The organism is Paenibacillus sp. URB8-2, assembly GCF_013393385.1.
In the GTDB taxonomy this organism is placed as follows: Bacteria; Bacillota; Bacilli; order Paenibacillales; family Paenibacillaceae; genus Paenibacillus_AQ.
The window spans coordinates 2,784,220-2,810,448 of sequence record NZ_AP023239.1; the positions used below are offsets into that span (position 1 = coordinate 2,784,220).

The window sequence follows — 26,229 nt, forward strand, 5'->3', positions numbered from 1 at the left end:
AGTAACGAGGGAGTGCAAGTCATATGGATATTTTAATGAAGGATCATCCATTTGGACAAATTGTTTCGATTACTGGCATGAGCGTGACCATAGAAATTTATCAAGATATCTTAGCAAATAACTTGGAACAAGAAAAAGTATTAGAAGCAGGAAAAAATATCAAGCTCAATGTAGGAACTGTTGGAGATATTTTTCTAGTTGGTGGGCCTTCAACTCATAATATAATGCATTTTGGTATTTTCGAGGAAATCAAGCTGGTTTCATCATTTGAACAAGATCCATATGGGCTCCATAGAAGCACTGAACCAAAAAATAAGGCTATTGCAGTTGCAAAAGTAATTGGTTATCAAGATTTAAAAGTAAAGAACGAACTAAAGTTTATGCGCGGAGCGGGGCATTATCCAAAATTTAATGCGAAATGTCATTTATTATCTCCCGAGGAGAAGAAACAGCTTTTTGCCTTAAATGAAGGCGCTGGGATAACAATTGGAAAAGCATCTGGTGTTCAGGAAGAGGATATTTCCATTCATATAGACAAGTTTCTTGGAAAACATTCTGTGATTTTGGGTTCAACAGGATCAGGGAAATCATGTACTGTGGCCAGTATCATGCAAAATGTCCTGAAAAGTCATCCTTACAGCCATGTTGTATTTTTTGATCCGCATGATGAGTATGATAATGCTTTTCCAAATAAAAGGGGCAGCTATAAAGTAAATAAGATTGATTCTGTAGATCTTCACACTCCGTATTGGCTATTAAATTTTGATGAATTTCAGTCTGTTTTTCTTGGTGAAGTGGACCTTTACAAGAATAGCAACGGTATCCGTATTCTGAAAGAAACCATAGTATCGTTAAAAGAACGTGAACAAGAGAAAATAAAAGCAACTGTTGGGGAGATTGCCAAGGTAAATATTAACGCTCCGCTCTATTTCTCATTTGCAGATGAATTATTACCTACTTTAATTAGATTAAATAAAAGGACAATCTGGAGTTCTGATAACGAACCTGCTATCGACTTAAGTACAGGTGATTTTTTGCCCAGTTCTGGCAATACCAACATTCCTAGAGACGGTAAGATGGACAAAGTTCATCAAGATAAAAATTATTATGGAGAACTCGACCAAGTAATTGAAAAACTACAAAGTATATATTCAGATCGACGATACCAATTTTTGTTTCCTAATAACTTTGATGTCTCGACTTCATTCTATAGATTTATGGAAAGTTTATTGTCCGTTCCATCTGGTGGCAAAACAACTCAACTGACTATATTTGATTTATCTACACTGCCTTCAGAAGTTATGCCAATCATCATCGGGGTCATATCTCGTATATGCTTTGAGTATAAATTATGGGATCCTAGCCCAAAAAAACTACCACTATATCTTGTTTTTGAAGAAGCTCATAATTACATACCTAAAGAGTCGAATTCTATAACACGACTGCCTAAAAAGTATTTAGGTAGAATTGCAAAAGAAGGGCGTAAGTACGGAATTAACCAGCTAATCATTAGTCAAAGACCATCCGATCTATGTGAAACGATTGTATCCCAGTGTTCCAATTTTTTTGTTCTTCGGGTGACTAATCCCAATGATCAAGCTTTTATAAATCAAGTGCTTCCAGATCATTTAAATACATTATCGAGCATGATTCCCTTTTTTCAAAATGGAGAGTGCTTGGTTGCGGGAGAATGTGTCACTATACCTACTAAGGTTATTATCACTCCACCTTCTCCTGAACCAAACTCGAGTGATGTTGGATTTAGTTCGATCTGGAAGAGAAGGCTTAATAATTATAATGTGAGAGACACAATTCATCGTTGGTGGGATGTCGAATAATGTCGTATTTTATAAAGCAAATTTCCATTGAGCATTATAGAGGAGTAAAGAATAAACAAGTCCTTTTGCTATCAAAAAGAAACCATGCAACATTTATTGTCGGACCGAATAACTCTGGAAAATCGTTATTGGCTAGGCTCGTTCGGATATTTCAATACAATTTGGATGGACAAGTCAAAAATACGATGAAGTTTGCCGCGGAGAAGATAACAGATAACGATTTTTACAACTTAGATACGAGCAACCCCATTGTCATGGATTTTACTATTGATAATTCTAATCTCGTACATTATCAAGATCCGAATTTAAATAAATTGGTGAAGTTTGATGAAACGGAGATGGTCATTCAAATTCATAAATGCGGCAAGCAATATTTAGGGAATATCTGTATAGGTATAGATGGAGTCCGTTCACATATAGCTACAAATAAAAACCAATCTCTTGAAATAGCATTTAATACGGAGTTTTTAAATAGCGTTGGAATTAACGACGAAGAAGTTGTGAAGATATGCAATGCTTTATATAGCATATTTCAAGGAAGTATACTGGTATTCGACCCAATTCGAGCTTTTGACCGTGCAGGTGAAGACAGTATAACCGTAAGTGGGTACGAGCTTGTGAATTGGTTGAATGAAACGGAGCACCTTTCTGAGAAAAGAACCGCAAAAGATAAAGTGAAGCAGTATATTGAAAAGCAACTTCATCTGGATTCACCTGTTGCGGTCTCATCAAATGTTAATCAGAAAGAACTGAGGTTCACCTTTAGCGGTAATATGGAGTTGTCGTCGAGAGAAGTCGGAACAGGGTATACGATGTTGTATATTTTGTTAATGGAACTTGTTCGTAATAAAAAAATGTTAATAATTATAGACGAAATTGAAAGTCATCTGCAGCCAGGCATTGTTAGAGAAGTAATGAAAGTTATAAAACAAATTGGAAGCGCTCAGTTTATTATTTCTACCCACTCACCTATTGCAATAGAGACAGCGACAGAAGAAGATTATTTATATCGTTCTCAAAAAATTGAAGGAGCATGTTCATTTAGTGGTTTTTTCAAACATGTCGGGTCAGATCCTTCGGGTTCTAGAATTTCTAGAGAGATTTGCAATGAATTAGGTGTGCTCCCGGGCGATGTTTTATTGAGTAATAGTGTTATCTGGGTTGAGGGCCCATCTGAAGTTTTTTGGCTTCGAACCTGGATCAAAACCTATTGTGAATATCTAATTAGTCAAGGCAAGCTGAACACTTATTTATTGGAGGGGCTGCATTACTCACTACTTATGACAGGCGGTAGTACAATCTCCCATTATTCTTTCGAGGAAGCTGTAATTTCGCTTGATGATATTGAAGAAGATACGTTATTAAAAGTGCTTAAAGTAAACCCAAATCCTTTCGTAGTAATCGATTCTGATCGTACAACCAAGGACTCTCAAAAATACAAGCGATTCATAAGGATTGCAAAAGAATTAAACAGACAGAATCGGACGCATTACCTATTAAATGACTGTGTTATTGATAATGAAGATAATATCGAAAGTCAAACTGATCAAATTCCAAATCTTTGGATTTTGTCCGGAAGAGAACTAGAAAACTATACTCATCCTGAACTCCTAAAAAAATTCTATTCTCAAAGGGAGCAGCATCCTTCATCCCAAATTAGCGGATCTTTGTCAGTATCTGATTGGGATGTATTTTCCTCCTCCGAAGGGGCGGGTCGCATATTAGAAAGCAGAGGGCTTACTGGAGTGGCTGCAAAAAGCGGTACTATTAAGCACAAAGATGAACTTGCTAGGTACATATATAACAACTTTGAAGTTAAGCATTTATTAAAGCAAAGCATTATTCCACAGCCCAATGCTGCAATGATTGATGATCTTATTAAAGGTTTGGATAAAATCATTGCGTATATAAAAAAGGTTAATTACTTGTGAAACCTCTAAATCTTGTCCCCCCTTCCTACTGTATTAAGATAGCCGATTAAGATGAGGGGATACTCGGCTACACAATGTTAGAAATAAATCAAACGAGGCAAAATAATTGTAGGATCGAGCGCTACTTATCTTAGTAAATGAAGTTCCCACTTGGTTAGCGTTTCTCATACACTGGGACAACACAGCAAATGTGCTACCATTTCGTACCCACAAAACTTAAGAATAACCTTGTACAGATGAAGGTATTTCTTCACATTAGTCAAAATCACTATAGATAAACGTGGAAACTGCACAAATATCTATAACGAGGAGGTCGTATTTTTGAGCGCTAAAGATAACATCATTTCAACAATACAACAAATGATTCATTTAGAACCAATGATTTTATTTTTGGGTGACGGTTTTGATATGCGTCGGCATGCTGATCTATATGGAATCAGTTGGAGTTGCGTTTTCACAACTCAAATGGACACGCAAATTACTAATTTATTCTCAAGCGATACTCGAAAAGTGAAACCAGTCTATTCTGCTTGGGACTTAGAGGATCTTCCTTGGAGCAAGACGCAAATGCCGCTCGTTTGGCTCTTTGGCGATTCAGAATATAACGTGGAGCGCCGAGCTTCTGAAATAGAAACGGAAGCCGAGAACATGTTTAACGTCATCAAAAGCAGACTCAAAGAGTTTGGTCGGATGGTTTGTGTCGGATTTAACCCAGACCATGAGGTCATTGATGCCAAAAGCGCTAAATAATTTAGCCTATAGCGTCAAGCGGAAGCCTCTGATTTATTTCTTAGAAGCCAATGAAATTATTACGGAAAATCGGCGCTGCAAAGAGGCGATTGAAGACGGTTACGCAGTTACTTCTATGGAATCAATCACGGATCTTTATTGGCAACTAGACGAAGATTTGTTCGATACAATTGATTTTTTAGGAGACGATGATTTTTCAACACAAAATTCCAATCGAGACAAGCGACTCTTCATTAACGGGACACCATATTCATTGAGTTCCGCTTCAGAAAAAGAAACCCTATTTTACGTCAGCCGGTTTGCCACATTGCTGGATTATGACACGGTGAATACGAGTGTTGTGTTTCCACGTGAGCTCCGTACAAACTACTTTAAAACTTTTTTAAAGAATAGTGCGGAAGGAGAACCACTATGGTATGGTTTCCACGAAGAGCAAAACTTCCATATTAACCGTTATTTCGAGAATGATCTATATATAGAAACGAATGCTATCTTGAAAGACGCCAATACAAGAGACCGCAAAGCCAAGCCCATTATGTTGTGCGGCCAAGCCTGTAGTGGCAAATCGAATGCTTTAGCCGCGCTTGCTGTTCGCATTTTTAGCGATAAAACATATCCTGTCATTTATATTAAAGATCCTGGCATCAGCTTTTCTTACGATTACTCTGATGAAATTGGCTGGCAAGCGAATAGTCTATTCGGCCATCTGGAAGACTTAATCAAAATACTTGAAGAAAAAACAGATTCCGCGGTACCTGTTCTGATCATATGGGATTTGGCAGCATATTCGCCGGAGTCTCGCAAGAAAGCGATTAAGCTATTGAATGCTTTAAGGAGCTTAGGTAGAAAAGTTCAAATCGTTTGCTCTTCTTATGAGTTCATTAATCAGCATGATGACGAGTATTTTAAAGTCATCAATGTAGACGTCAAGCTACGAGAAGGAGAACTGGATAAAGTTAAAGACTGTCTACATAAAAATGGTGGTTACAGTAGGACTGATGTCGATCTGTTGATCGACCGCTACGGCGGGAACGAAAACTTCCTTGCTTCCATGTACATCATTGACGAAATCCGTTCCACGCTCAGCCAAAAGATTACGCAGGAAGTCGACAAAGGGACAAGTCAACTTGTTGATCATGTCATTGATATATCCGAGCAGCATCACATAGACTTCTTTGAAAATACGTTTGCTAATGCACTCAAGAAGGCCTATGATGATGCGGGTAAAAAGTTCGTATGGTTCGTCTCAGAATACGATGGGACAGAAGAAGCGAGCCGCAAGGAGTTAGATGAGAAGTTCCGAATGATCATCACTTCTGTTGCCATTTGCACTTGGTACGGCCAAAAGGTGCCCTATGTTTTTGCCCTCCGTATGATGGGGGGATTCGGCACAGGTAACCAAGCGTTGCGAGGTGCCATTTCTTCAGCGACGTTTCTTGCCTTCGAAAAAAATGAAGATGACAGTTGGGATAGTACGGTCAGCATTCGAACCGAATTGGAATCGAGGTTATTATTAGAGGGATTTGGGATAAGTCCATTCCAAAGAGACGGAAAGATCAAAATCCTAAACTATATCATTACCATTTTGTTAAAGCATGTTAATTGTCGGAATAGAGATGAATATGAGCTAATTCGCAATGTTATTCAATTGGTTGGTCCTAATAATCATACATTCAAGCAGAAGAAACTATGGGATGAAGCTTATAATTCATTCGATGAACTAATTGGTGCACTTAATGATTATAGAGAAAAGGAGAAGGACAATAGTCTAGTTTTGCAAGAAATTACACTTCGGAGAGAATATTGTTTAATGCCTAAGTGTCCGCTAACTGACAAAGAGAAGTTGGACGCTTATAAGGAAGCACTCGAAATTGCCGAGAAGCAAATTCGGGAGCGGGAACAAATCATCTCTCATTCCGGAAATAATCATCGAAAAATGGATTTGACTCTTGCACAATTAAAAATAGAGAAGGCGAATCTGAACAATCGGATTTTCCAGCTGCCCAAAATGGACGAAGCTTATCGAGGCATGTTGTTCGACGATGTTTACGATTCGCTGCAAGACGTTTTGGTTGCTTATCCAACAAACGGCTATGCGTATTCGCCAATCCTCAATGCAGGATTAAATCAACTAAGGCATGCAAAAAAAGAAGAATTACAATATATTTCACATACGTTGCGGCAAATGTACTCGGTGCTTGACTTTTTTCAAGCTTCTGAAGACAGTTTCACCATTGAAAGTCGAGATGAATTAAACAGACTTCGAGGTGAAATCGGTATGAGAATGGACGAATTATTAGATAGCGATGACTACTTCATTAAGTCCGTTGAACGTAAAGAACCGACAGGGATTTACTTAAAAGCCTGCAATATTATCAGGGAACTGGAAAAGAAAGTGCAAGGTAAGTTCAATTATAATGAACCTTTGTTTAAAAAGAGCCATATAAATACATGTGAAAAAATTATTCAGCTTTTCAATCATTATGCAGAAATCTCTCACCATGATCCCGCCAGCTTATTTATGCTCATTAATATAAAATGGTTATATCATAATCGATTCCCACTATTTGGAGAAAAAGAATGTCAGCCAACGCGCTTGAACCAAACAGAGTGGAAAGAGCTACTTTATTTGTGTGAACATTATTTTCAATGCAGTCGATTCATTAGGGACCGAATCCGTTACTTGGCGGCGCTTTGCAGCGCACAACTTGGGGACTATTATTCTACACAAGAATACCTAAAACCCTTCAGAGATTCGAGAGAGTATGAGAAGCGAGCGTTACATTTAATTTGCGATAAGAATGGGGTTCCGCAAACTTTTACCGCTAAGTTTAAATACGATTATGACACAGCCAATCGTCGAGGATACATGGTCATTTACGATAATGCAGATAAAAAGCAGCACCGACCGCTTCTGGATCGTGTCATATACCGACTTGAAAATATTCACCACCGTGACGAGGTTCGACGAGGCGGTATCATTGAAAATGTACAACTCTCCCTCTCCTATACTGGTTTTCAGGCACATCGTCGACGCAAAAATTATAAAGAATTGGAGAGGGGTGATGCATGATGAAAGACAGCATTCTCTTTTCTCATGCACAGATAGACAGAATGAATGCGCTGGCGAAAAGTATACATCCCAACCTACTTGTTTCATATTATTACAACCCAAAATTGTTTTGTGAACATAGCAGTGATAAAGAACGTTTTTGGACTGCATTGACCAACTTATATAGCTTGTTTTTTGATTGCAGCCCTTTTTTATTCAGGGGAATGCATAGAGGACTATTCCGATATCTTTCTTCATATTGGAGATGCAGCGACTCAGAATTGCGTACTCCGCAAAATTTGATCAGTTTCGTCTACGCTCTCCAAGAGCTTCGAAGTTGGTACTGCCATAACAAACACCAAAATCTAAATTATAAAATGGAACTCATAGGTGGATTAGGGCGAACGATAAGAACTGTATTTAATGCCGACCCGTTGAGGCTTCCAGCAAATGACTTCGATTATCATTTCGCTCTAGAGCAGTTGGAGAACAAAGCCCATAATATGTTCGTAAGTTTAGAAACAACTTTACAAGCTCTTAAAGGTGACGTCGAGAACGGAGTCGCTACCTCTTTAACTCTTGTTGATATATACCCGGCGAAAAATAAATTGAGTTGAGCGATCATGCACAACCCACAAAGAAATAAATTCCAGTATAATAGTCTTCAATACGATGATTATTGGAGACGATACAAATGAGTGTACGAGTTGGTGTGGCAGAAGAACACAAAGCAGCAGCCATTCTGGAAATCAAAGCCGCGATGAAAATAAACAAAGATTTACGGATGCACGAAAGGTATCAGACGATCCTCCTGCTGTTACTTGGCGAATCCTACGAACGAATTTCCGAAGTGACAGGACGAACGGTTGCGACCTTATATAACTACAGCAAAGCTTACCGAGAGCAAGGGATGCAGGGGCTACAAATCGGACGTCCTCCAGGACGACATCGCTTGTTAACTGCTGAACAAGAGCAACAAGTGTATGAAGTGATAACGAATCAAACGCCCGAGGATCAAGGATTTCCTTCCCAGATGAACTGGACTTCTCCACTCGTTCGGAAATGGATCGAACAAAAGTGGAATATTCGGTATTCGGATCGAGGGACACGAGACCTTTTGTACCGTTTGAAGCTTAGCTTTACGAAGCCGACCTACACACTGGCTAAAGCAGACCCACAGAAACAAGAAGAATTCAAAGAACACTTTCAGGAGTTAAAAAAAACTCCTCGCTGGGCGCATCGACCGGATTCTGTTTGAAGATGAGTCCATGATCCGGGATTACCAAGCGCTTTCTCGTACCTGGTTTCCCAAGGGGCAGCAAAAAATCATTCCCACCTACGGCAAGCATTGGGGAGCGAAGCTGATCGGGACGCTGGATTATGAATCCGGCGAAGTGTTTTGCGTACAAGAAGAACAGTATACCGCCAAAGAATTCTTGTCCTTTCTGGAACGCGTCTTGGAAAAGTATGAAGGCGACCGAATCGTGATGATTTTGGACAATGCACGAATTCATCACGCAGACCTCATCCAGCCTTTTTTAAAAGAACATCAAGCCAAACTCACCTTGGTTTATTTGCCTCCGTATAGTCCGAATTTGAACATGATTGAAGAATTGTGGGGCTGGTTAAAATCATCCGTAATTCATAATGTCTTCTTCGACTCGGTACAAAAAATTCGCAAAGTTGTTCAAGGATTTATCCGTTTGATTAATGAAACGCCCGCTGCCACAGTTGAACGCTTATGTCTTCAATTCTAAATATTAAATGCCGAATATATAGATGGAATGAGGAGATCATTCATTGGTATGCTGGTCATGAAGAATTTCATAAGTTAACAATTGATAAGTACTATAGTTACCTTTATCGGGATCTTTTTCGGGGCTGGCCAAACCGAAGATTTCAAAAGCCTTTTTTCAATAAATGTTGCGAACTAATTGGCAAACCAAACCGTACACAAACTTATGAAAATGGTCGCTCCGAATTGGAAAGCACTCTATTAGAGCAAATGAATTTGACCCGTCAAGCCATAAATCCCATTGCTTACTACATCCAAGTGTTAAACGATCATGAAAATGATTTGCGTCAGTTCCTTACAAGACTTGCAACAGCATGAATCAGTCTTGAGTAAAATCATAGCTTAACAGTCAAGAAGTGTTTCTTATTTTTCACTGCCGATGAGTCGGAAAGGCCACCTTCAGTTCTCAATCTGAAGGTGGCCTTCCAAGCCGATTTGCTGCTGATTCCCATGTTTTCAAATTCACCTCGTAATAAACAGATCACCGGATTGAAATATTTATACACCTTGAACAGGACGGAGAACGGCGGCAGGACCTCTTACCTCTATATGGTGGATGCAGCGCCGGCGGATGCTGCGGAGGATGATTTTTCACCGCTTGGCTCGGTGGAGGACAACGACTATCCCGAAATGGTGAAGGCTTTTGCGGGAACGGCCGAATATGGAGATTTGTCCCGGGATGAGTATGGGGCGACGGTATCCGCTTATGTCCCTTTTTATGACCGGGAGGGACGGTTGCTCGGCATAATGGGAGCTGATTTAGATGCGACGAATGTCTATGAATCGATGGCCGCTTCCCGGAGAATGATGCTGATTGCCGGAGCCGCAATTCTGCTTGCAAGCCTCGCGCTCGTTTACGCGCTGGCCAAATTTTTAACCACTCCGCTGAAGAGGCTAGCGCGCGAGATGCTTCGGGTCGGAGATGGCGATCTAACCGTGGCCGTGCCCGTTACCCGCAGAGATGAAATCGGAAGACTGGCTTCCGCCTTTGACTCCCTGGTTAGCGGCACCCGGACGGTGATCGAAGGGATTAAGGACGGAACGGAGCGGCTGCTCACGTCCTCCTCAGAGGTGAGCGAGTACTCGAAACGTACAGCGGCAGCCAGCACGGATATATCCGACCGGATGCGGGAAGCGGCGTCCGGAGCCCAGACGCAGGCGATGCAGACGGTGGAGATGTGCCGGGCGATGGAGGAAATGACTTCCGGCGTGCAGCGCATTGCCGAATCAGCCGCTGAGGCGGCGGAATTGTCGGCAAGCACAACGAGCGCGGCTCAAGAAGGCAGACTCTCAGTCGCAGGAAGCGTGGAGCAGATGAACCGAATCACCGGCATGACGGAGGAAATGGCCGCCGCCGCCCGTAGGTTGGCGGTTCGTTCGGAAGAAATCGGCGGAATCTCCGCCTTCATGACGGACATTGCCGGGCAAACTCAGCTGCTGGCTCTTAACGCTGCGATCGAAGCGGCCAGGGCGGGCGAGCACGGACGGGGTTTTGCCGTTGTCGCGGAGCAGGTGCGGAAGCTTGCTGATCAGTCGCAGATTTCGCTTGAGGCCGCGTCCCGGATTGCTGGGGAAATCCGGACGGGAACGGCTGAGCTGGCGGAAATCATGGAACAGGGAGCGGCTGAAGCAAGGAGAGGCAGGACTCTGGTCAACGAAGCGGGCAGCGCCTTTGGAGAGATAGTGGCCGGGATCGCTCGCGTGTCAGACCGGCTTCAGGAGATTTCTTCCTCCTCGCAGGAAATGAGTGCGACCTCTGAGGAGCTTGCGGCATCGGTTGGCGAGCTGGAGGCAATATCACGGACGGCATCGGAACATTTCCGCAATGTGGCGGCTTCCTCGGAAGATCAACTTGGATCGATGAAGGAGGTCAGCTTGGAGTCGGAAAGGATCAGCGTCATGGCGGCCGAACTCCGGATGCTGATCGGAAGGTTCATTACCTCATGATTCAGCCCGGGCATTGGCTCTGACAGCGCCGAGTCAAGGCGCGCACTGCTCAAAGTGCGCGCCTTGCGGGCGTCGGGGCATACTGTCGTCCACTATGCGGTAGCAGGGATTCACGCCGTCTCCACTGTTAGTTCCCGCTTGCCAAAAATCTGGATTTCTTTTATGATCGCTTTAGTACAATCGTTCTATATCTAAGGGGAGCGGTGAGGAAGAGTGGCCAAGAGAAGCTATGACAGCGAGCGTGTCCGTCAGGATGTGCTGAGTGAAGCCGAAGGGCTGTTCTCCCGGAAAGGGTACACCGCCACTTCGATCGCCGATATTTCCAAGGTAACCGGGCACAGTAAGGGGCATATTTATTATCACTTCAAGAGCAAAGAGGAGCTGTTCGTTGCTTTGGCGCAGCAGACCATGCGGAAATGGGGGGAGCGCTGGCAGGAGCGCGCTTTGACTTGTTCCTCTCCTTCGGAGAAGCTGTACGCAATTGCTGATTTCGTCATGAACAACTATCAGCAGGATCTGCTGAAAGCGGGCCAGGAGCTGGCCTCGCTTCCCGGTGTACAGCCGTCGACTGTACAGGCGCTCTATGGATTGGGGCTTAGCCTGCTGTTAAGCCCACCGAGCCATGCGCCCTTGATCATTTAACGCTGATACCGGACTTTCACGGCGGCCATTTGTTCTCCAAATGGTATGGCACCTTTATTTTCCTGAGCGCATCGTCCTTTGGCATGCTCTGGAGGGTGAAAAACCCTAAAGCGCCGCAATCGCTTGGCGTTGGAGCTTTTAATCTGGTCAAGCGCAGCGCGTACGAACAAATCGGAACACATGCAGCTTTCTCCTATAACACAACGGACGACGCGACGCTCGGCAAACGGATCAAACAGGCGGGCTGCCACCAGGATGCCGCTTACGGAACCCGGATGATCGCCGTCTGGAACTGGTATGAGAGTCTGGGACAATTAATCGGAAGTGTAGAAAAATCGGTGTTCAGCTTTCGGAATGCCCTGCCCACTTCTTTATCCTGTATACTGACGATGCTGTATCCCTGGGCCGGTCTTCTTTATCGGTCCGGGGGTGCCCCTTTTTCAAATCTATGAAGTCATTCGCGGTATATACTTCGACTTTTGTGCCATTCTGGACGGCATAATGATGTCCCGTCTTGCTCACGATTTTGTCCTGGGCAGCGGCTAGTATGACATGGATCACTCCCTTTTTATGAAATTTTTAAGAAAATCTAATGAAACCATGAAAAGTCATCGCAGAGGAGGCATAACAAGTCTAAAGGAGGCAAAAAATTGGGCGCGATCAGAACGTATTTGAAACTTGGCGAAGTGTTGGAACGCTATCCGGACAAAGAAGGTATGTTGAAGGATTTTTTTGATGCGGACTCGTCTGGGGAACTGCTTCGCCGTTACGGGGCAGACTCTTACCTGAACCGGATGCTGAAAAGCGAAGGGAAACCGGCGGATACCCTGCTGTCACTGCTGAATGAAGGGGAGGAAGACCGGACGCTGCCGGCTGCGGGAGAGGTGGATTTTCTGGGAATGACCATCTGTTTGATGCGCCAGCGGTTTCAGGCCTGTTTTGACGATTGGATGACGGATTACCGGGAAGAGACAGGCCAAAGCTTCAATTGTTACTTGCCCCGGAACTGCGGCAGCGGCAATCCGTACCGGAATGTCTGGCAGGCGGAGAACGTCCGCGACTTCCCGGGAATTGTGAGCGGCTGCGGCTTCAGCGATTTCTTCCGTGCCGAGTTTAGGGACAATCTGCTGAAGAAGAACGTTTTTCAAGCCGTGGACATGCCGATCACTGCTTCGCTTTCCCGTGACTTGATCGATCCCTATGGCAGTTATACGCTGTATGGGATCTATCCTTATGTGATGATGATAGACGAAACCCGGATCGGTTCGCTGCCTCGTCCGCGGGAATGGGCTGATTTGATGAATCCCGTCTACGAGGATAATGTCATTGTGATCGGCTCTCCCGAAAAAGTATCGGAGCTGCTGCTGATGTATACGCACAAAGAGCATGGAGATGAAGGCATCCGCCGGCTTGGCGTTACGATCAAGGACGGGTGGCACGGCTCCAGGATGGCCAAAACCGCGGGCAGCGGGTCTACAGAAGGCGCGGCGATTTATGTGCTTCCATGGGCTTTTGCCCGGTTCAGTCCAAGACCGGATAAAGTATCCGTCGTGTGGCCGGAGGACGGTGCGATTTCCAATCCGCTGTTTATGCTGGTCCGCAAGGACCGCTACCGCGATCTTGAGCCGATTGCGCGCTATATGACCGGCCCGCAGCTTGGCCGCGAGGTTGCCTCATGCTCCTTCCCGGCGCTGAATGCCGAAGTGGATAACGGATTGCCGACGCAGGCCAAGATGAAATGGCTGGGCTGGGATTATCTCCGTTCCATCGATCTTCAGCAGCTGAAGGGCCATACCCAATCGGTCTTTCAGCAAAATTGGAAGAGAAACTCCCGTGTGGGGACTTCCAAATAAAGAATATCCTGTTAAACTTAGAGAGGGTGTCGCAGCAGCCATGTGATGGCAGCTATGACACTCTTATTTTTCTGAATCAACTTAACATATAAGGAGCATGTAATGAAAATTAACAATCAGGAATTTTATATTAATGGGATAAGCTATACGGTTAGATCTGCAATGGATAAAGATGCAAAAGATCTGTCTGAAATAAGATTTCAGATTGATGGAGAGTCTGAAAATTTAGACAGAGAACAAGGTGAGGGATTCATAGATATATCGGGTTTTGAACAGATAATTAAAACGGATACGGAAAATATCAGGAACCTATTTTTAGTTGCGGCAGTTAATGACAGGATCGTCGGATTTTCAAGATGCGAAGGGAATGCGTTGAAACGATTCTCTCATAAAGTAGAGTTTGGAATATGCGTATTAAAAGATTATTGGGGCAATGGTATTGGGGACAATCTTTTAAAACAATCCATTTCTTGGGCCGACTCTAACGGAATTAAAAAAATAACTTTAAACGTTTTAGATACAAATGTTAAAGCCATTGAACTTTATAAGAAGTTTGGCTTTGAGGTTGAAGGTGTTTTAAAAAATGATAAAATTCTTTCTGACGGAAAATACTATAACACCATTGTTATGGGGAGATTTCATGGCTGATGTCGTCGCAGTACAATTCCCCTTATATTAGCAATTGTCTCCACATCGGAATTTTGGGATTGGCGAAGAGTAATCTGTTTCATCAATTGCAGCAGCTCCTTATTCTTTTCAAGGCTCACGGTTCCAATCTCATATAAACGCTTCTTTCCCTGAAGCCGAGCGACTTCCAAAATGAATAGGCTCGTTCATTCCAGTACATCACCTCGATATCCAGCCTGTCCGTCTCCAGAAACTCTGATAATTTTTTGAAAGCAGCCTGCCCGTAGCCTTGTCTTCTGCAGTGCCGGCAAACAAAAAACTGCCTCAAATACAGCGGGCTGCTGCCATGACGGACAAGGGCGTAGCCTTTGACCTCTCCGGTCTCCGAGAACAGATACGCATTGTAATCCCCTTCCAAAAAGCTCCTCATCCGTTCCTTCAATTGCCCGGTATTCATCGTATTATCATGCTTCTCATCTTCAATAAGCTGCCGGTTCAATTCCGCTAACAGGTCCAAATCTGCTTCCGAACAGGTATTAATAGTCAGGTTGTTCATGAAATGTTCCTCCTAAAACCAGCATCCTGTACATTCCAAATATCAGCTTGCTTTCCAGCTATAAGTTATCACGGGAGCGGCGCTAGCTTCAAGTATATGGAGGGGCCAACGCATACCGCAGTAAATTTGCGAAAAATATCGGTTGCTTATTGACAGGCAGAAGCAAAGAATTTAAAGTATATATCAATGATAGTGATAATCATTATCACTAATACATAACTATTGTTCAACCATAGGGGGAAAAAAGAAATGAAGAAATTATGGTTTCCGGTTCTGATCCTGCTGGCGCTTGTCGTCAGCGCATGCGGCAATGGCGGCGGCAGCAATTCCGGCGGCGTAGCCGCCAGCAGCAGTCCGGCTGCCGGCAATACATCGGCTACGGCAGCGCCCGAAAGCACGTCAACAGCAGAAGCCAGCCCGGCAGCTGCGTCCGGCACCATCAATTACCAGTCCGAGAGCGGACCCGTTGAAGTGCCGGTGAATCCGCAGCGCGTCATCGTACTGTCGTCATTTGCGGGCAATGTGATGGCGCTGGGCGTCAATCTGGTCGGCGTCGATTCCTGGAGCAAGATGAATCCCAACTTCGAGGATAAACTGAAAAATGTTGAAGCGGTTTCCGATGAGGACCTGGAGAAGATTATCGAGCTGAAACCCGATCTGATCATCGGGCTTGATAATGTCAAGAATGTGGACAAGCTGAAGCAAATTGCTCCAACTGTAGTCTTCACTTATGCCAAGGTCGATTATTTGACGCAGCATCTGGAAATCGGCAAGCTGCTGAATAAGGAGAAAGAAGCTCAGGCATGGGTCGACGACTTCAAGGCGCGCATGGAACAAGCCGGGGAAGAAATCAGAGCCAAGATCGGCGATAAGACCATATCGGTCATTGAAAACGACGCCAAGCAGTTTTACGTATTCGGCGATCATTGGGGCCGCGGCACCGAAATACTGTATCAGGGCATGAAGCTGAATATGCCGCCAAAAGTGAAGGACGCGGTAGCAAAGGACGGATGGTACGCACTTTCGCTGGAAGTGATGCCGGAGTATATGGGCGACTATGTGATCTTTAGCCGCAGCTCCGCAATGGATAACGCCTTCCAGCAAACGGATACTTACAAAAATATTCCCGCAGTCAAAAATAAACAGGTCTACGAAGTCGATGCCAAGGCATTCTATTTCAACGATCCGCTTACGCTGGATTATCAGCTGAATTTCATCAACAAGAGTATTCTGGGCAAGTAAGCGGAGCGGAGATGAGAGCTGAATCTGCACATGCAAGAGTACGATGGGGAAAGCTGCTGGCCGTCTTAGTTCTTCTTATTCTCTCTTTTTCGGTCTCGCTGGTTGTGGGAGCGAAGAGCACCACGCTCCATGAAGCCTGGCTTGCCCTGACCTCGAATGTTTCCGGAGACGATATAACACTGATTCGGGAAATCCGCCTGCCGCGCATAGCGGCAGGCATTCTGGTTGGCGCGGCTCTCGCCGTTGCTGGAGCGATCATGCAGGGACTGACGCGGAATCCGCTGGCCGACCCCGGACTGCTCGGCATCACTTCAGGCGGCAATGCCGCATTGGCATGCGCACTGGCGTTTATTCCTTCGCTGAACTACTTCGGCATTATGCTGGCCTGCTTCGCAGGCGCGGCAGCCGGAGCGCTCATGGTGTTCGGACTTGGGGCCGCATCGAAGAGCGGATTGTCTTCCATACAGCTGGTGCTTGCCGGAGCAGCCATTTCAGCGCTGTTGACCGCTGTAGCCGAAGGCGTAGCCCTGTATTTTAAGCTTTCAAAAGACGTATCCATGTGGACCGCAGCCGGACTCGTCGGCACCAGTTGGGTACAGGTTCGGAGTATTGCGCCCTTTGTCATTGGCGGAATACTCATTTCAATAAGTCTTGCCCGTCCGCTGACCATATTAAGCCTGAACGAAACGGCGGCGACCGGCCTCGGTTTGAAGACGGGACAAATCAAGGCGGCGCTCTATGCGATGGTTATTATTTTGGCAGGGTCTTCTGTCGCGCTTGTGGGGAATATGGTGTTTCTCGGGCTTATGGTTCCACATATCGTCAGGACGTTTGCCGGAACCGATTACCGGAGTATTCTACCTCTCTCGGCGCTTGGAGGAGCTGCGTTCATGCTGCTGGCCGACACAATGGGACGGATGGTCAACGCGCCTTTTGAGACGCCCGTGGCCGCCATCATAGCCATGCTGGGATTTCCTTTCTTTCTTATTATTGTTCGCAAAGGGGCGAAATTTCTGTCATGATTCAGTCTGAACTTGTTGCCCGGCAGAGAAGAATCCTTATTGCGCTCGTTCTGCTGCTAATCGCCACCATCTTTGCAGGCATGGGGATCGGAAGTGCTTCCGTCTCTTACGACCGTATTTTCCCAACGCTTCTTGGGCACGGTTCGTTCAAGGACGAATTTGTGCTCTTCTCCATACGCCTTCCCCGTATGCTGGTTACCTTGCTGTCCGGGATGGCTCTGGCGCTGTCCGGTTCCATCCTTCAGGCCGTTACCCGGAACGATTTGGCCGATCCCGGCATAATCGGCATCAATTCAGGCGCGGGAGTGGCGGTTGCCGTCTTCTTCTTGCATTTTCCGCTCGATGCCGGTTCGTTCGCGTATTTGCTGCCATTGGTCGGATTTGCCGGCGGTTTCTTGGCAGCCGCCTTGATTTATATCCTGTCCAACAGCAGAAGCGAAGGGCTTCAGCCGATCAAACTGGTGCTGACGGGCATCGGCTGTTCGATGGCCTTGTCGGGACTTATGATCTTCATTATTTCATCATCCGACCGCCAGAAGTACGAATTTATTGCCAAATGGCTGGCGGGCAATATTTGGGGAACAGATTGGCCGTTCATATCCGCACTGGCTCCGTGGCTGGTCATCCTGATTCCTTACGTCTTGTACAAATCGGGCGTGCTGAATTTGCTGGCGCTCAGCGATCATGTGGCTGTCGGCATCGGAGTGCGGCTTCAGCGTGAACGGCTGGGGCTGCTTCTTGCCGCTGTCGCGCTGGCTTCGGCTGCCGTTTCCGTAACGGGCGCTATCGCCTTTATCGGTCTGATGGCGCCGCATATCGCCAAATCGATGGTTGGCCCCCGGCATCAGATGTATATCCCTGTATCGCTGCTGCTCGGAGGATGGCTGCTGATGGTCGCCGATGTCATAGGCCATAATATTGTCGGTCCCGAAGGGGTTCCGGCAGGAATCATGGTCGCTTTGATCGGAGCGCCGTACTTTGCCTATTTACTATTGAAAAAATAACTTCCCTGCGGAAGTCAGGGACGGTTGCCATTGAAAAAATGGAATTACAAAAAGGCTGTGCCGGCAGATCATCATCTCTGCACGGTACAGCCTTTTTTTGGCTTATTACAGCTTAACGGAAGAGGAAACGGGGGATCAGACTTTAAATCGTGAGATCAGAGACTGGAGGTTTCCTGCCATGTCATTAAGAGATTCGGCTGCAAAACGCATTTCTTCACCGGATGCCAATTGCTGCTGGGTGGCCGCGGCAATCTCTTGTGTACCGGCAGAAATGTCGCTTGTTACCTTTCCAACAGTTTCCATGGATTGCGATACGACAGTGAACTCTCTGCAGACAAGCTGCGCCGAGTCGGAGATTTCCGACGTTTTGCCGGAAACCTCGCTGATTGATTGCAGGATCTCCCGGAACTGATTCACGCTATGGCTCATGATTTCGTTTCCTTCCGTGGTTCTGGCTTTGACATCCGTCATGCTAGTGAGCGCCATATTTGCGTTCTCCCGAATATTCCCGATCAATTCGCGAATCTCTTTGGCCGATTTGGCTGAATGTCCGGCTAGTTTTTTCACTTCTTCGGCTACGACGTGAAATCCGCGGCCCGCTTCGCCCGCTCTTGCCGCTTCGATTGATGCGTTGAGCGCTAGCAAATGGGTCTGCTCGGAAATTTCGTTGATCAGCGAAGTGATCTCGGCGATTTTCACCGTCTGTTCGGAGAGAAGGGTTAATCTCGAATCGGCTTCGTCAACGGCTTGCTTGATATCATTCATTTTTTCACCCGTCTGCGCAATTGTTCGCTCTCCAAGATCCGCTTGGTCATGCATACTGAGCGAAGCGGAAGCCATATCCGAGGAGTGATGGGAAATGGACTCAATCCTTTCCAATGATTCGCGCGTCTGCTTTGCATTAAGGGTAGCAAGTCTGTTTTGTTCGGAAGCTCTGTCGGCAATGGTTTGCATGGATTCGGCGATTAGCTGCGATGTGGACTGGGACTGCTCGACGCTTGCGAAGAATTGCTGAGAAACGGAAGCGAGATGATCGGTGGACTCGCCAACTTTTCGGACGATATATCTTAACGATGCGACAAATGCATTAAAACTTCCCGCCAGCATGCCAAATTCATCTTTTTGGGCAATCTGAATCGCTTTTGTAAGGTCGGCTTCACCCGCTGCGATTTCAATCATCTGTTCATTGAGTAGTCTTAAAGGTTTCAAAATGATTCGCAGAAGCAGAAAGGAGGCGGCCGATCCGAGTATTACGCTTAGAATGGAGACCGTCAGCAAGATCGTTTGAGAGCGGGTGGAATTTTCTTTAATATGTTTCTCAACCGGAGCAGCCTCCTCTGCAAGAAGCTTGACCACATTTTCGACTGCAGGATTTACCTTTTGTTTGCGCAGACTTCGCTCTTGCTCGAAATGTACGGTTTCCGCTTCCTGTACGGAGCCGCTGCTGCGCAGGCGCACCATTTCACCGTTCAATTGGAACAGATTCGACACTGAGCCCTCGATCTCTTGCATCGCGGAACCGTACTTGTCCTTAAGGGCCGGAGCCATCGTTTGGAGCAGTTTGTTAAGATTGCCCATCTTCGTTTGCATTTCCTCGGTGAATTCCATCTCTCCAGTAAGCAAATATCCCCTTTCGTCATTTGCCAGCCCGGCAAGCAGATATTGAACCTGCTTCATGTCCCGCTGCAGTTCATTCAGTTTGCGCAGCTCCTGCGCCTGGTCTGCAATTTCACGAATAGATGTTACAGCTAAAATACTGCTGCCGGTGAGAGCTGCAATCAGCAGCGCTACCAACACAATTAATTTAATTCTGATATTCATTTACATTCCTCCCGGGCTTAATGCTCTTATTTATATCGGGAGGTGTTACTTGCTTTGTTACACTAATGTTGGAAAGCATCATAATACTCCATTCCGAAGACCTTTTTACTACGTAACCTCTCAGTTCCGTGGTCTTGGAATGTACTCTAAGTCAGCTTCCAATCTTCCTGCTCTTCGGTATATACGGCGATCAGCACCACGGCGGTATCTTCGCCTATATTTTGGACCTTGTGGGGGGTACAGGCGTTCCAACTGAAGGCGTCTCCTTCTTCCAGCATGGCTTCATCTTCGCCTTGTTCCACGCGGATCTTGCCCCGGATGACCAGATGTGTCTCCTCGCCTTCGTGGGCATGGGGGTGTTCGCCGGTTGATGACCCGGGTGGAAACTCGACGAGCACCATCCGCATATTTTTCGTCCTCCCAAGATGGGACACTTTCAAATGTTCGGGGCCGCTGGTCGTCTGCATGCGCTCAGGAGCCCGCACAATCTGAATTCTTTCCTCTTTGCGCAGCAGCAGGTAGGCGATCGGCACCTTAAGCGCACCGGCAATGCTTTCCAGCGTTGCGATGGAAGGAGAGGTTTTGTTGGTTTCGACCTGGCTCATGAACCCTTGGGAAAGACCGGTCTGTTCGCAAATTTGGGCGATCGTAATATTTTTGCGCTTGCGTATGGCACGAATTGTGGAACCGATATCCACCGGCGGTCACCTCGTTTGAAGGAATTAATGTAGTCATTCAAATATCTTATCATTTTCGGCGGCGGTGCGGCCATTCAGATCGAATAAACTCGCATCGAATAAACACGAGAAAATCAGTTAATAGATTACAATTAGTCAGTAACTATATTTAATATTGACAAACCTCATTATTTTGTTTATGTTTATTTACATAAAAAAATAATATATATTACTTATAGTTTGAAAGGAGAAATGAATAATGAAAAACACGGTGACGATTTTGATGAGAGTGGTACTCGGGGGGTTATTTCTCGCTCACGGGATCAGCAAGCTGCAAATGGGGCTCGGCAACGTTGCGGGATGGTTCGAAAGCATCGGTGTTCCCGGATTCTTGGCCTATGTGGTGGCGGCGGTTGAACTCATCGGCGGCGTTATGTTGATATTGGGCCTGTTCACGCGATATGTGTCGGTCGTGCTGATTGCGGTGCTTGTCGGAGCGGTATTTACCGCCAAACTGTCGGCCGGTCTTCTCGGTAACGGGCAGTCCGCCGGATATGAACTGGACCTGGCCTTTATTCTGATTGCCCTGTATCTGGCCGTAGCAGGACGAACTGGTCTGTCGCTGGACAGCGCGCTGTTCGATAAAGGGAACCGTAGCTGATGGACGCGCCGTATGAATACACGGGGGTCAGGGCTATCAATATTATAAGCTGAAGAGTCTCGGGAATCCGGTCCGTGAAATGTTCGACCGCGCGGTTGGCCTGCTGGAACAATTTATTGAATTTGCTTCGGAAAAATATGCGGTTGATCCCGCGCGGCGTTATGTCATGGGCTTCAGCCAGGGCGCGATTCTCGCGATGACTCTTGCGTTTAAGTAACAGGGACGAACCGCCGGGATCTGCTCAGCTTTTTGCTGGAAGACAGTCTAATCTCAGAGAAGAAGGAGTGAAACGCCATGTTGCCATCATACTTTTTTGCGCACGGCGCGCCGTCGCTTGTTATTGAAGACCACGAGTATACCGCTTTTTTGAAAAATCTTGCCGCCTCGCTGCCCCGTAAGCCAAAGGCAATTGTAATCTTTTCCGCCCATTGGGAGCATAAGGTCCAGCAGGTCAGTGCGGTCCAAACCCATGGGACTATCTATGATTTCTCCGGTTTTCCGGATGAATTGTACCGGATGACGTATCCGGCTTCCGGAGACGCCGCGCTTAGCGAACAAGTCTTGTCGCTGCTGAATGGGACAGGAATCCCGGTCGTACCCGACACAAGCCGGGGGCTCGACCACGGCTCCTGGGCGGTGCTGAAGCTCATCTACCCGGACGCGGACATTCCCGTCGTAGCGCTGTCGGTGAACCGGTACTTGAGCAATGCGGAGCAGTACGAGATTGGAAAAGCGCTGGGTGAGCTGCGCGAGCAGGATGTACTCATCATCGGGAGCGGCGGAATCGTCCACAATCTGCGGCAGATCAAGTGGGGCGCCGGAGCAGAAGACGTAGATCCATGGGCGCTGGAATTCGATACCTGGATTGAGAAGCGTCTGGAGGACTGGAATTTGGATGAGTTGTTCCGCTACCGGGAGCTGGCTCCTTACGCAGATCGCGCTGTTCCCACAAGTGAGCATTTCATTCCGCTGTTGCTGGCGATGGGTAGCGGGGATGCGGTCCGCAATGCGGAGCTTCTTCACCGCAGCTATCAGTGGGGAAGCCTGAGCCTGACGGCCTGGCAGTTCAACTGAATAAAGACGAAGACGGAGGACGTCTCCACATACACCCCTGGCAGAACAGGCAGCGTTCCACTGCTGGGGGATTACTCCAACCAATTCCGGGCATCCCCGGTTCGATTCTACCCTTATACAAGGAGCCTCAACGAACAAGACTTGAGAAAAATGAAAAATCACCATTGAAAAACTAATCGTATTAGTTTATTATAAAACTAATACGATTAGTTTATGTTTTTTCACGGAAAGCCAAATTTAATTACAGGATGGGAGAGGAATGGAACATGATCGGAATATTGCAAATGCTTAACCTTTCGCTTCGTTTTTTGCTGGAGATCGTTGTCCTGATCGTTTACGGGTTTTGGGGTTACCGGTTGGGAGGCAGTGGCTGGAGCAGAACATTGCTCTGCCTGGGTTTGCCGCTGATCGCGGCCGTAGTTTGGGCAATCCTGGGCGCTCCCGGAGCCTCCTACGCTCTGCCCGCCCCGCTGCATCTGCTGCTAGAGATTCTGATGTTCGGAACGCCGATCGTTCTGCTGATCCTGATGAACCGGCCCGGACAGGCAGCGGTGTATGGGATCGCGGTTCTGGTCAATAAGCTGCTGATGGTTATCTGGAACCAGTAGTCTCATAAAGAATCGGCAGAGCAGTTGTGAAGATAATTTAACAATTTGTCCTGGGACTTTATGCGGAAAAATAATTATTCATTTTCTGTTTACTTATGCATGATAATGAAAAAGTCAATAGGTTGAATTGTTTTTGCTAAGCGTAATTCAGATCGTTTGTTTTACTTATTAAATCGCCTGTATAGGCGGTTTTTTTGTTTATTTCGGATCGGTTAACTGTGATTTTTTGTGAGTGAACCTTGACCGAAAGCCGAAGGGATGTATTGAGAATCGGAGGTTTTTTTCACTTTTATGCAGAAAAAACTGCTTGGTAGATCGTATAATCCGAAAAAAAAGGCGTTCCATGTCATTGACAAATTTTTCGAGAAAGCTTTAAAGTGTTAAAGTACATTAATCTTATAGGAATAATAATTAAAAATTAGGGAAAGGAGGATTTTAGGAAAAACTTGGAAAGCTCCAAACCATATTGATTAAAAAGGGGAAATCAAAATGACTAAATCCAGAAAAATCATTATTGCCGCTATTTCTTTGATCGTCGTAATTCTTATTGCCGGAGGCGCGTGGCTGCAGGTCAGCGGCTCTTCAAAAAATGAAACTCTGGTGTTCGGGGTCGCGCCTGGGCCTTACGGGGATATGATCCGCAAAGCGATTCAGCCTGAGCTGGAGAAGAAAGGCTACAAAGTGGAGATCAAGGAGTTTACGGATTATGTTCAGCCGGATCTGGCGCTCGGCAACAAGGAAATCACAGCTAATCTGTTCCAGCATGAACGCTATCTGAAGAAATTTTCTGCCGATCACAGTCTTGAACTGTCTTCGATTACCAATGTGCCTACTGCAGCGCTGGGTGTATATTCCAAGACGCTCACAGCCGGAAGTCTGGAAGAATTGAAGAGCAAGCTGAAGCCAGGCGATATTGTTTCGGTGCCGAATGATCCTACGAATCAGGCAAGAGCGCTGCAGGTGCTGGTTAAATCGGGCCTGATTACGATCAAGAATGAAATTGACCCTACGAAAGCTTCCGAAAAAGATATTGATCAAAACCCGTACGGGCTTGTATTCCAGCCGGTTGAAGCCGCCCAGCTTCCCCGTTCGCTCGACAGCGTCACCTTGTCCGCCATTAATGGCAACTATGCCATCGCCGCCGGCATTCCGCTGGGAACGGCTGTGATTAAGGAAGAGCTGTCCGAGGATCTGAAGAACGTGATCGCCATCAGAACGGAAGATAAGGACAAAGATTTTGCCAAAGCTATTGTGGAGGTTGTGAATTCTGAAGCCTTCAAGAATGAAATCGAGAGCGATCAGCATGAATTCAAAGATTTCCAAAGACCTCAGTGGTATTCGGAGAAATGGAACATTGCCAACAAATAGCTCTTCTAACAACGCATAAGGGGTGTGGGGGTCATGATCCGGTTTGAGAATATCTCTGTGAAATATACATTGAAGAGCAAGCAGGAGGTAGAGGCTGTTCGCGGTGTAACGCTGGAGATTGGGGAAGGGGAAATTTTCGGGATCGTTGGCACTAGCGGAGCGGGAAAAAGCACGCTGCTGCGGACAATCAATCTGCTGCAAAGACCTACGGACGGAAGAATTCTGATTGGTGGGAACGATATTACCCACTTAAAGGGAGAAGCGCTGAGACAGCTGCGTTTAAAGACGGGAATGATCTTTCAGCATTTCAACCTGATTCATAATAAAACGGTCTTTGATAATATTGCCTTCGCCATGAGATCGGCGGGAAAATCTAAGAGCGAGATCGAGCGGAGAGTGCCGGAAGTGCTTGAACTGGTCGGTCTGCTCGACAAGGCAAAGAGCTATCCGTCTAACTTAAGCGGCGGCCAGAAGCAGCGGGTGGGGATCGCAAGATCGATTGCCAACGATCCGCAGATTCTGCTGTGCGACGAACCGACTTCCGCTCTCGATATGGAGACGACCCAATCCATACTTGATCTGCTTAAGGAGATTAACAATCGTCTTAAGATTACGACGGTCATTATTTCGCATGAAATGGACGTTATCAAAAAAATATGCGATAAGGTAGCGGTCATGAGCAAAGGCGAGGTCGTGGAGACAGGAGATGTATTCCGGATTTTTGCGGTTCCCGAACATCCATTCACCAAACAATTGGTCAACAGCACGCTGGATTTGGAATTGCCGCGGAAATTGAACGAGAATCGCACGAAACGGCTCTTTAAGCTGGTGTACAGGGGCGAAAGGGCCGAAGAACCGGTGATTAGCGAAACGGTCAGAAAGTTCCCCGTCGATATGAATATTCTCCATGGCAAAATTGAATACATCGCGGAACAGCCGATAGGAGTTCTCATTCTGAATTTGGAAGGCGCCAAGGAAAGTGTGGATTCCGCTGTTTCCTATTTAAGAACCAGAGTGGCGGAGGTGGAGGAGCTGCATGCTTAGTCTAAGCGTTACAGGACTGATAACGGATTTGATCAAGGCCTTTATGGAGACTTTTTTAATGTGCGGCATCTCGATATTCATTTCCATTGTACTCGGACTGCCGCTTGGCCTGTTCATTTATATTACCCGGGAGGGTCTGTTCTGGCAGAACCGGATTCTCCATTTAATCGGCGGACTGCTTGTAAATATTGTTCGTTCGACGCCTTTTGTAATCTTGCTCGTTCTTTTAATTCCGGTCACTCATATGCTTACCGGAACAACGATCGGTCCGCTCGCCGCATCGGTTCCGCTTTCGGTCGCTGCCGTCGCTTTTTATGCGCGGCTTGTAGAGGGATCGCTTGTTGAAGTCGACAAAGGCGTGCTTGAAGCCGCAACCGCAATGGGCGCGACGAACGGTCGGATCATCCGGGAGGTCCTGCTGGTTGAAGCGCTGCCCGGACTGCTGCGGGGATTGACGGTCACGGTTGTCAGCCTGGTCGGTTATACGGCGATGGCGGGAATTGTGGGCGGAGGCGGCGTCGGAGATTTGGCCATCCGGTTCGGTTATTACCGTTACGAAACGAATGTCATGATTATAACCGTTGTGTTGCTGATTGTTCTCGTACAGGTGATTCAGAGTCTTGGAGAACTGATTGCGGGAGAGACGGACAAAAGGTAAATCGTCAACAAATGCCGCGATGTGCGGGCGTGAAAATCAATTGGAGGAGGGCACTTGAA

The 26,229-nt window shown here is 46.3% G+C and carries 24 protein-coding genes; 21 read left to right on the forward strand and 3 right to left on the reverse strand.

What is annotated here, in order from left to right; translation table 11 throughout:
• The first annotated feature begins 23 nt into the window (after positions 1–23).
• The 11 genes from PUR_RS12760 (at position 24) to PUR_RS12815 (ending at position 14,456) form a co-directional block, all read left to right on the forward strand.
• Entirely contained in the window at positions 24–1,838 is a 1,815-nt protein-coding gene (locus tag PUR_RS12760) for an ATP-binding protein (RefSeq protein WP_179035565.1), read from the forward strand.
• Complete coding sequence (locus tag PUR_RS12765) at positions 1,838–3,769, forward strand: ATP-dependent nuclease (RefSeq protein ID WP_179035566.1); 1,932 nt, start codon at positions 1,838–1,840, stop codon at positions 3,767–3,769. The genes PUR_RS12760 and PUR_RS12765 overlap by 1 nt, the downstream gene beginning before the upstream one ends.
• 321 nt (positions 3,770–4,090) lie before the next feature.
• The gene (locus PUR_RS12770; protein WP_179035567.1) at positions 4,091–4,519 is read left to right on the forward strand and encodes a hypothetical protein; all 429 of its coding nucleotides are present in this window, start codon (positions 4,091–4,093) and stop codon (positions 4,517–4,519) included.
• Positions 4,500–7,592, forward strand: a complete 3,093-nt coding sequence (locus PUR_RS12775) for a hypothetical protein (RefSeq protein WP_179035568.1) — start codon at positions 4,500–4,502, stop codon at positions 7,590–7,592. Before PUR_RS12770 ends, PUR_RS12775 begins: the two co-directional genes overlap by 20 nt.
• Complete coding sequence (locus PUR_RS12780) at positions 7,589–8,188, forward strand: hypothetical protein (protein WP_179035569.1); 600 nt, start codon at positions 7,589–7,591, stop codon at positions 8,186–8,188. The genes PUR_RS12775 and PUR_RS12780 overlap by 4 nt, the downstream gene beginning before the upstream one ends.
• A gap of 95 nt (positions 8,189–8,283) precedes the next feature.
• A protein-coding gene (locus PUR_RS12785; RefSeq protein ID WP_442953824.1) for an IS630 family transposase occupies positions 8,284–9,328 on the forward strand; the annotation gives its coding sequence in 2 pieces (ribosomal slippage) (positions 8,284–8,787 and positions 8,789–9,328; 1,044 coding nt in all).
• A gap of 527 nt (positions 9,329–9,855) precedes the next feature.
• Positions 9,856–11,313 carry a methyl-accepting chemotaxis protein gene (locus PUR_RS12795; RefSeq protein WP_232101487.1) on the forward strand — a complete coding sequence of 486 codons (1,458 nt, stop codon included), beginning with the start codon at positions 9,856–9,858 and terminating at the stop codon, positions 11,311–11,313.
• Between the two features lie 213 nt (positions 11,314–11,526).
• Entirely contained in the window at positions 11,527–11,955 is a 429-nt protein-coding gene (locus PUR_RS12800) for a TetR/AcrR family transcriptional regulator (RefSeq protein WP_179035572.1), read from the forward strand.
• Positions 11,956–12,050: 95 nt separating this feature from the next.
• The gene (locus PUR_RS12805; protein ID WP_179035573.1) at positions 12,051–12,407 is read left to right on the forward strand and encodes a glycosyltransferase; all 357 of its coding nucleotides are present in this window, start codon (positions 12,051–12,053) and stop codon (positions 12,405–12,407) included.
• Positions 12,408–12,605: 198 nt separating this feature from the next.
• A complete protein-coding gene (locus PUR_RS12810) occupies positions 12,606–13,808 on the forward strand; it encodes an ABC transporter substrate-binding protein (RefSeq protein WP_179035574.1) in 1,203 nt (400 codons plus the stop codon).
• A gap of 102 nt (positions 13,809–13,910) precedes the next feature.
• Positions 13,911–14,456: a GNAT family N-acetyltransferase gene (locus tag PUR_RS12815; RefSeq protein WP_179035575.1), complete on the forward strand. Its 546-nt coding sequence runs from the start codon at positions 13,911–13,913 to the stop codon at positions 14,454–14,456.
• Between the two features lie 115 nt (positions 14,457–14,571).
• Here the strand turns inward: PUR_RS12815 and PUR_RS12820 are convergent, their stop codons facing one another.
• Positions 14,572–14,991 carry a GNAT family N-acetyltransferase gene (locus tag PUR_RS12820; RefSeq protein ID WP_179035576.1) on the reverse strand — a complete coding sequence of 140 codons (420 nt, stop codon included), beginning with the start codon at positions 14,989–14,991 and terminating at the stop codon, positions 14,572–14,574.
• Positions 14,992–15,240: 249 nt separating this feature from the next.
• Here PUR_RS12820 and PUR_RS12825 point away from each other — a divergent pair, with 249 nt between their 5' ends.
• From PUR_RS12825 to PUR_RS12835, 3 genes are read left to right on the forward strand one after another with little or no spacing between them, the layout of a single operon-like run.
• Positions 15,241–16,233: an iron-hydroxamate ABC transporter substrate-binding protein gene (locus PUR_RS12825; protein ID WP_179035577.1), complete on the forward strand. Its 993-nt coding sequence runs from the start codon at positions 15,241–15,243 to the stop codon at positions 16,231–16,233.
• 11 nt (positions 16,234–16,244) lie between these two features.
• Entirely contained in the window at positions 16,245–17,255 is a 1,011-nt protein-coding gene (locus PUR_RS12830; RefSeq protein WP_179035578.1) for a FecCD family ABC transporter permease, read from the forward strand.
• Positions 17,252–18,259 carry a FecCD family ABC transporter permease gene (locus PUR_RS12835; RefSeq protein WP_179035579.1) on the forward strand — a complete coding sequence of 336 codons (1,008 nt, stop codon included), beginning with the start codon at positions 17,252–17,254 and terminating at the stop codon, positions 18,257–18,259. The genes PUR_RS12830 and PUR_RS12835 overlap by 4 nt, the downstream gene beginning before the upstream one ends.
• Before the next feature lie 135 nt (positions 18,260–18,394).
• On the opposite strand, the gene PUR_RS12840 is transcribed toward PUR_RS12835, so the two are convergent.
• The gene (locus PUR_RS12840; RefSeq protein WP_179035580.1) at positions 18,395–20,080 is read right to left on the reverse strand and encodes a methyl-accepting chemotaxis protein; all 1,686 of its coding nucleotides are present in this window, start codon (positions 20,078–20,080) and stop codon (positions 18,395–18,397) included.
• Between the two features lie 146 nt (positions 20,081–20,226).
• On the reverse strand, positions 20,227–20,778 hold the full coding sequence (locus tag PUR_RS12845; RefSeq protein WP_179035581.1) for a helix-turn-helix domain-containing protein: 552 nt from the start codon (positions 20,776–20,778) through the stop codon (positions 20,227–20,229).
• A gap of 238 nt (positions 20,779–21,016) precedes the next feature.
• On the opposite strand from PUR_RS12845, the gene PUR_RS12850 reads away from it, so the two are divergent.
• From PUR_RS12850 to PUR_RS12880, 7 genes are all read left to right on the forward strand, one after another.
• Entirely contained in the window at positions 21,017–21,418 is a 402-nt protein-coding gene (locus PUR_RS12850; protein WP_179035582.1) for a DoxX family protein, read from the forward strand.
• Between the two features lie 79 nt (positions 21,419–21,497).
• A complete protein-coding gene (locus PUR_RS12855) occupies positions 21,498–21,635 on the forward strand; it encodes an alpha/beta hydrolase (RefSeq protein ID WP_179035583.1) in 138 nt (45 codons plus the stop codon).
• Between the two features lie 77 nt (positions 21,636–21,712).
• Positions 21,713–22,492 (forward strand): dioxygenase family protein, encoded by a 780-nt coding sequence (locus tag PUR_RS12860; protein WP_179035584.1) that lies wholly within the window; start codon positions 21,713–21,715, stop codon positions 22,490–22,492.
• A 266-nt stretch (positions 22,493–22,758) separates the two neighbouring features.
• Entirely contained in the window at positions 22,759–23,100 is a 342-nt protein-coding gene (locus tag PUR_RS12865) for a YrdB family protein (RefSeq protein WP_179035585.1), read from the forward strand.
• A 489-nt stretch (positions 23,101–23,589) separates the two neighbouring features.
• Positions 23,590–24,468, forward strand: coding sequence for a MetQ/NlpA family ABC transporter substrate-binding protein (locus PUR_RS12870; protein WP_179035586.1), 879 nt, complete (start codon positions 23,590–23,592; stop codon positions 24,466–24,468).
• Between the two features lie 33 nt (positions 24,469–24,501).
• A complete protein-coding gene (locus PUR_RS12875; protein WP_179035587.1) occupies positions 24,502–25,512 on the forward strand; it encodes a methionine ABC transporter ATP-binding protein in 1,011 nt (336 codons plus the stop codon).
• Positions 25,505–26,170, forward strand: a complete 666-nt coding sequence (locus PUR_RS12880) for a methionine ABC transporter permease (RefSeq protein ID WP_124694351.1) — start codon at positions 25,505–25,507, stop codon at positions 26,168–26,170. The genes PUR_RS12875 and PUR_RS12880 overlap by 8 nt, the downstream gene beginning before the upstream one ends.
• Positions 26,171–26,229 lie beyond the last annotated feature (59 nt).

Excerpts from the sequence above, each read along its gene's own strand:
- PUR_RS12760 (WP_179035565.1), top strand. The coding sequence starts at position 24 with ATGGATATTTTAATGAAGGATCATCCATTTGGACAAATTGTTTCGATT.
- PUR_RS12765 (WP_179035566.1), top strand. The coding sequence starts at position 1,838 with ATGTCGTATTTTATAAAGCAAATTTCCATTGAGCATTATAGAGGAGTA.
- PUR_RS12775 (WP_179035568.1), top strand. The coding sequence starts at position 4,500 with ATGCCAAAAGCGCTAAATAATTTAGCCTATAGCGTCAAGCGGAAGCCT.
- PUR_RS12780 (WP_179035569.1), top strand. The coding sequence starts at position 7,589 with ATGATGAAAGACAGCATTCTCTTTTCTCATGCACAGATAGACAGAATG.
- PUR_RS12815 (WP_179035575.1), top strand. The coding sequence starts at position 13,911 with ATGAAAATTAACAATCAGGAATTTTATATTAATGGGATAAGCTATACG.
- PUR_RS12820 (WP_179035576.1), bottom strand. The coding sequence starts at position 14,991 with ATGAACAACCTGACTATTAATACCTGTTCGGAAGCAGATTTGGACCTG.
- PUR_RS12825 (WP_179035577.1), top strand. The coding sequence starts at position 15,241 with ATGAAGAAATTATGGTTTCCGGTTCTGATCCTGCTGGCGCTTGTCGTC.
- PUR_RS12830 (WP_179035578.1), top strand. The coding sequence starts at position 16,245 with ATGAGAGCTGAATCTGCACATGCAAGAGTACGATGGGGAAAGCTGCTG.
- PUR_RS12835 (WP_179035579.1), top strand. The coding sequence starts at position 17,252 with ATGATTCAGTCTGAACTTGTTGCCCGGCAGAGAAGAATCCTTATTGCG.
- PUR_RS12840 (WP_179035580.1), bottom strand. The coding sequence starts at position 20,080 with ATGAATATCAGAATTAAATTAATTGTGTTGGTAGCGCTGCTGATTGCA.
- PUR_RS12850 (WP_179035582.1), top strand. The coding sequence starts at position 21,017 with ATGAAAAACACGGTGACGATTTTGATGAGAGTGGTACTCGGGGGGTTA.
- PUR_RS12855 (WP_179035583.1), top strand. The coding sequence starts at position 21,498 with ATGTTCGACCGCGCGGTTGGCCTGCTGGAACAATTTATTGAATTTGCT.
- PUR_RS12860 (WP_179035584.1), top strand. The coding sequence starts at position 21,713 with ATGTTGCCATCATACTTTTTTGCGCACGGCGCGCCGTCGCTTGTTATT.
- PUR_RS12865 (WP_179035585.1), top strand. The coding sequence starts at position 22,759 with ATGATCGGAATATTGCAAATGCTTAACCTTTCGCTTCGTTTTTTGCTG.
- PUR_RS12870 (WP_179035586.1), top strand. The coding sequence starts at position 23,590 with ATGACTAAATCCAGAAAAATCATTATTGCCGCTATTTCTTTGATCGTC.
- PUR_RS12875 (WP_179035587.1), top strand. The coding sequence starts at position 24,502 with ATGATCCGGTTTGAGAATATCTCTGTGAAATATACATTGAAGAGCAAG.
- PUR_RS12880 (WP_124694351.1), top strand. The coding sequence starts at position 25,505 with ATGCTTAGTCTAAGCGTTACAGGACTGATAACGGATTTGATCAAGGCC.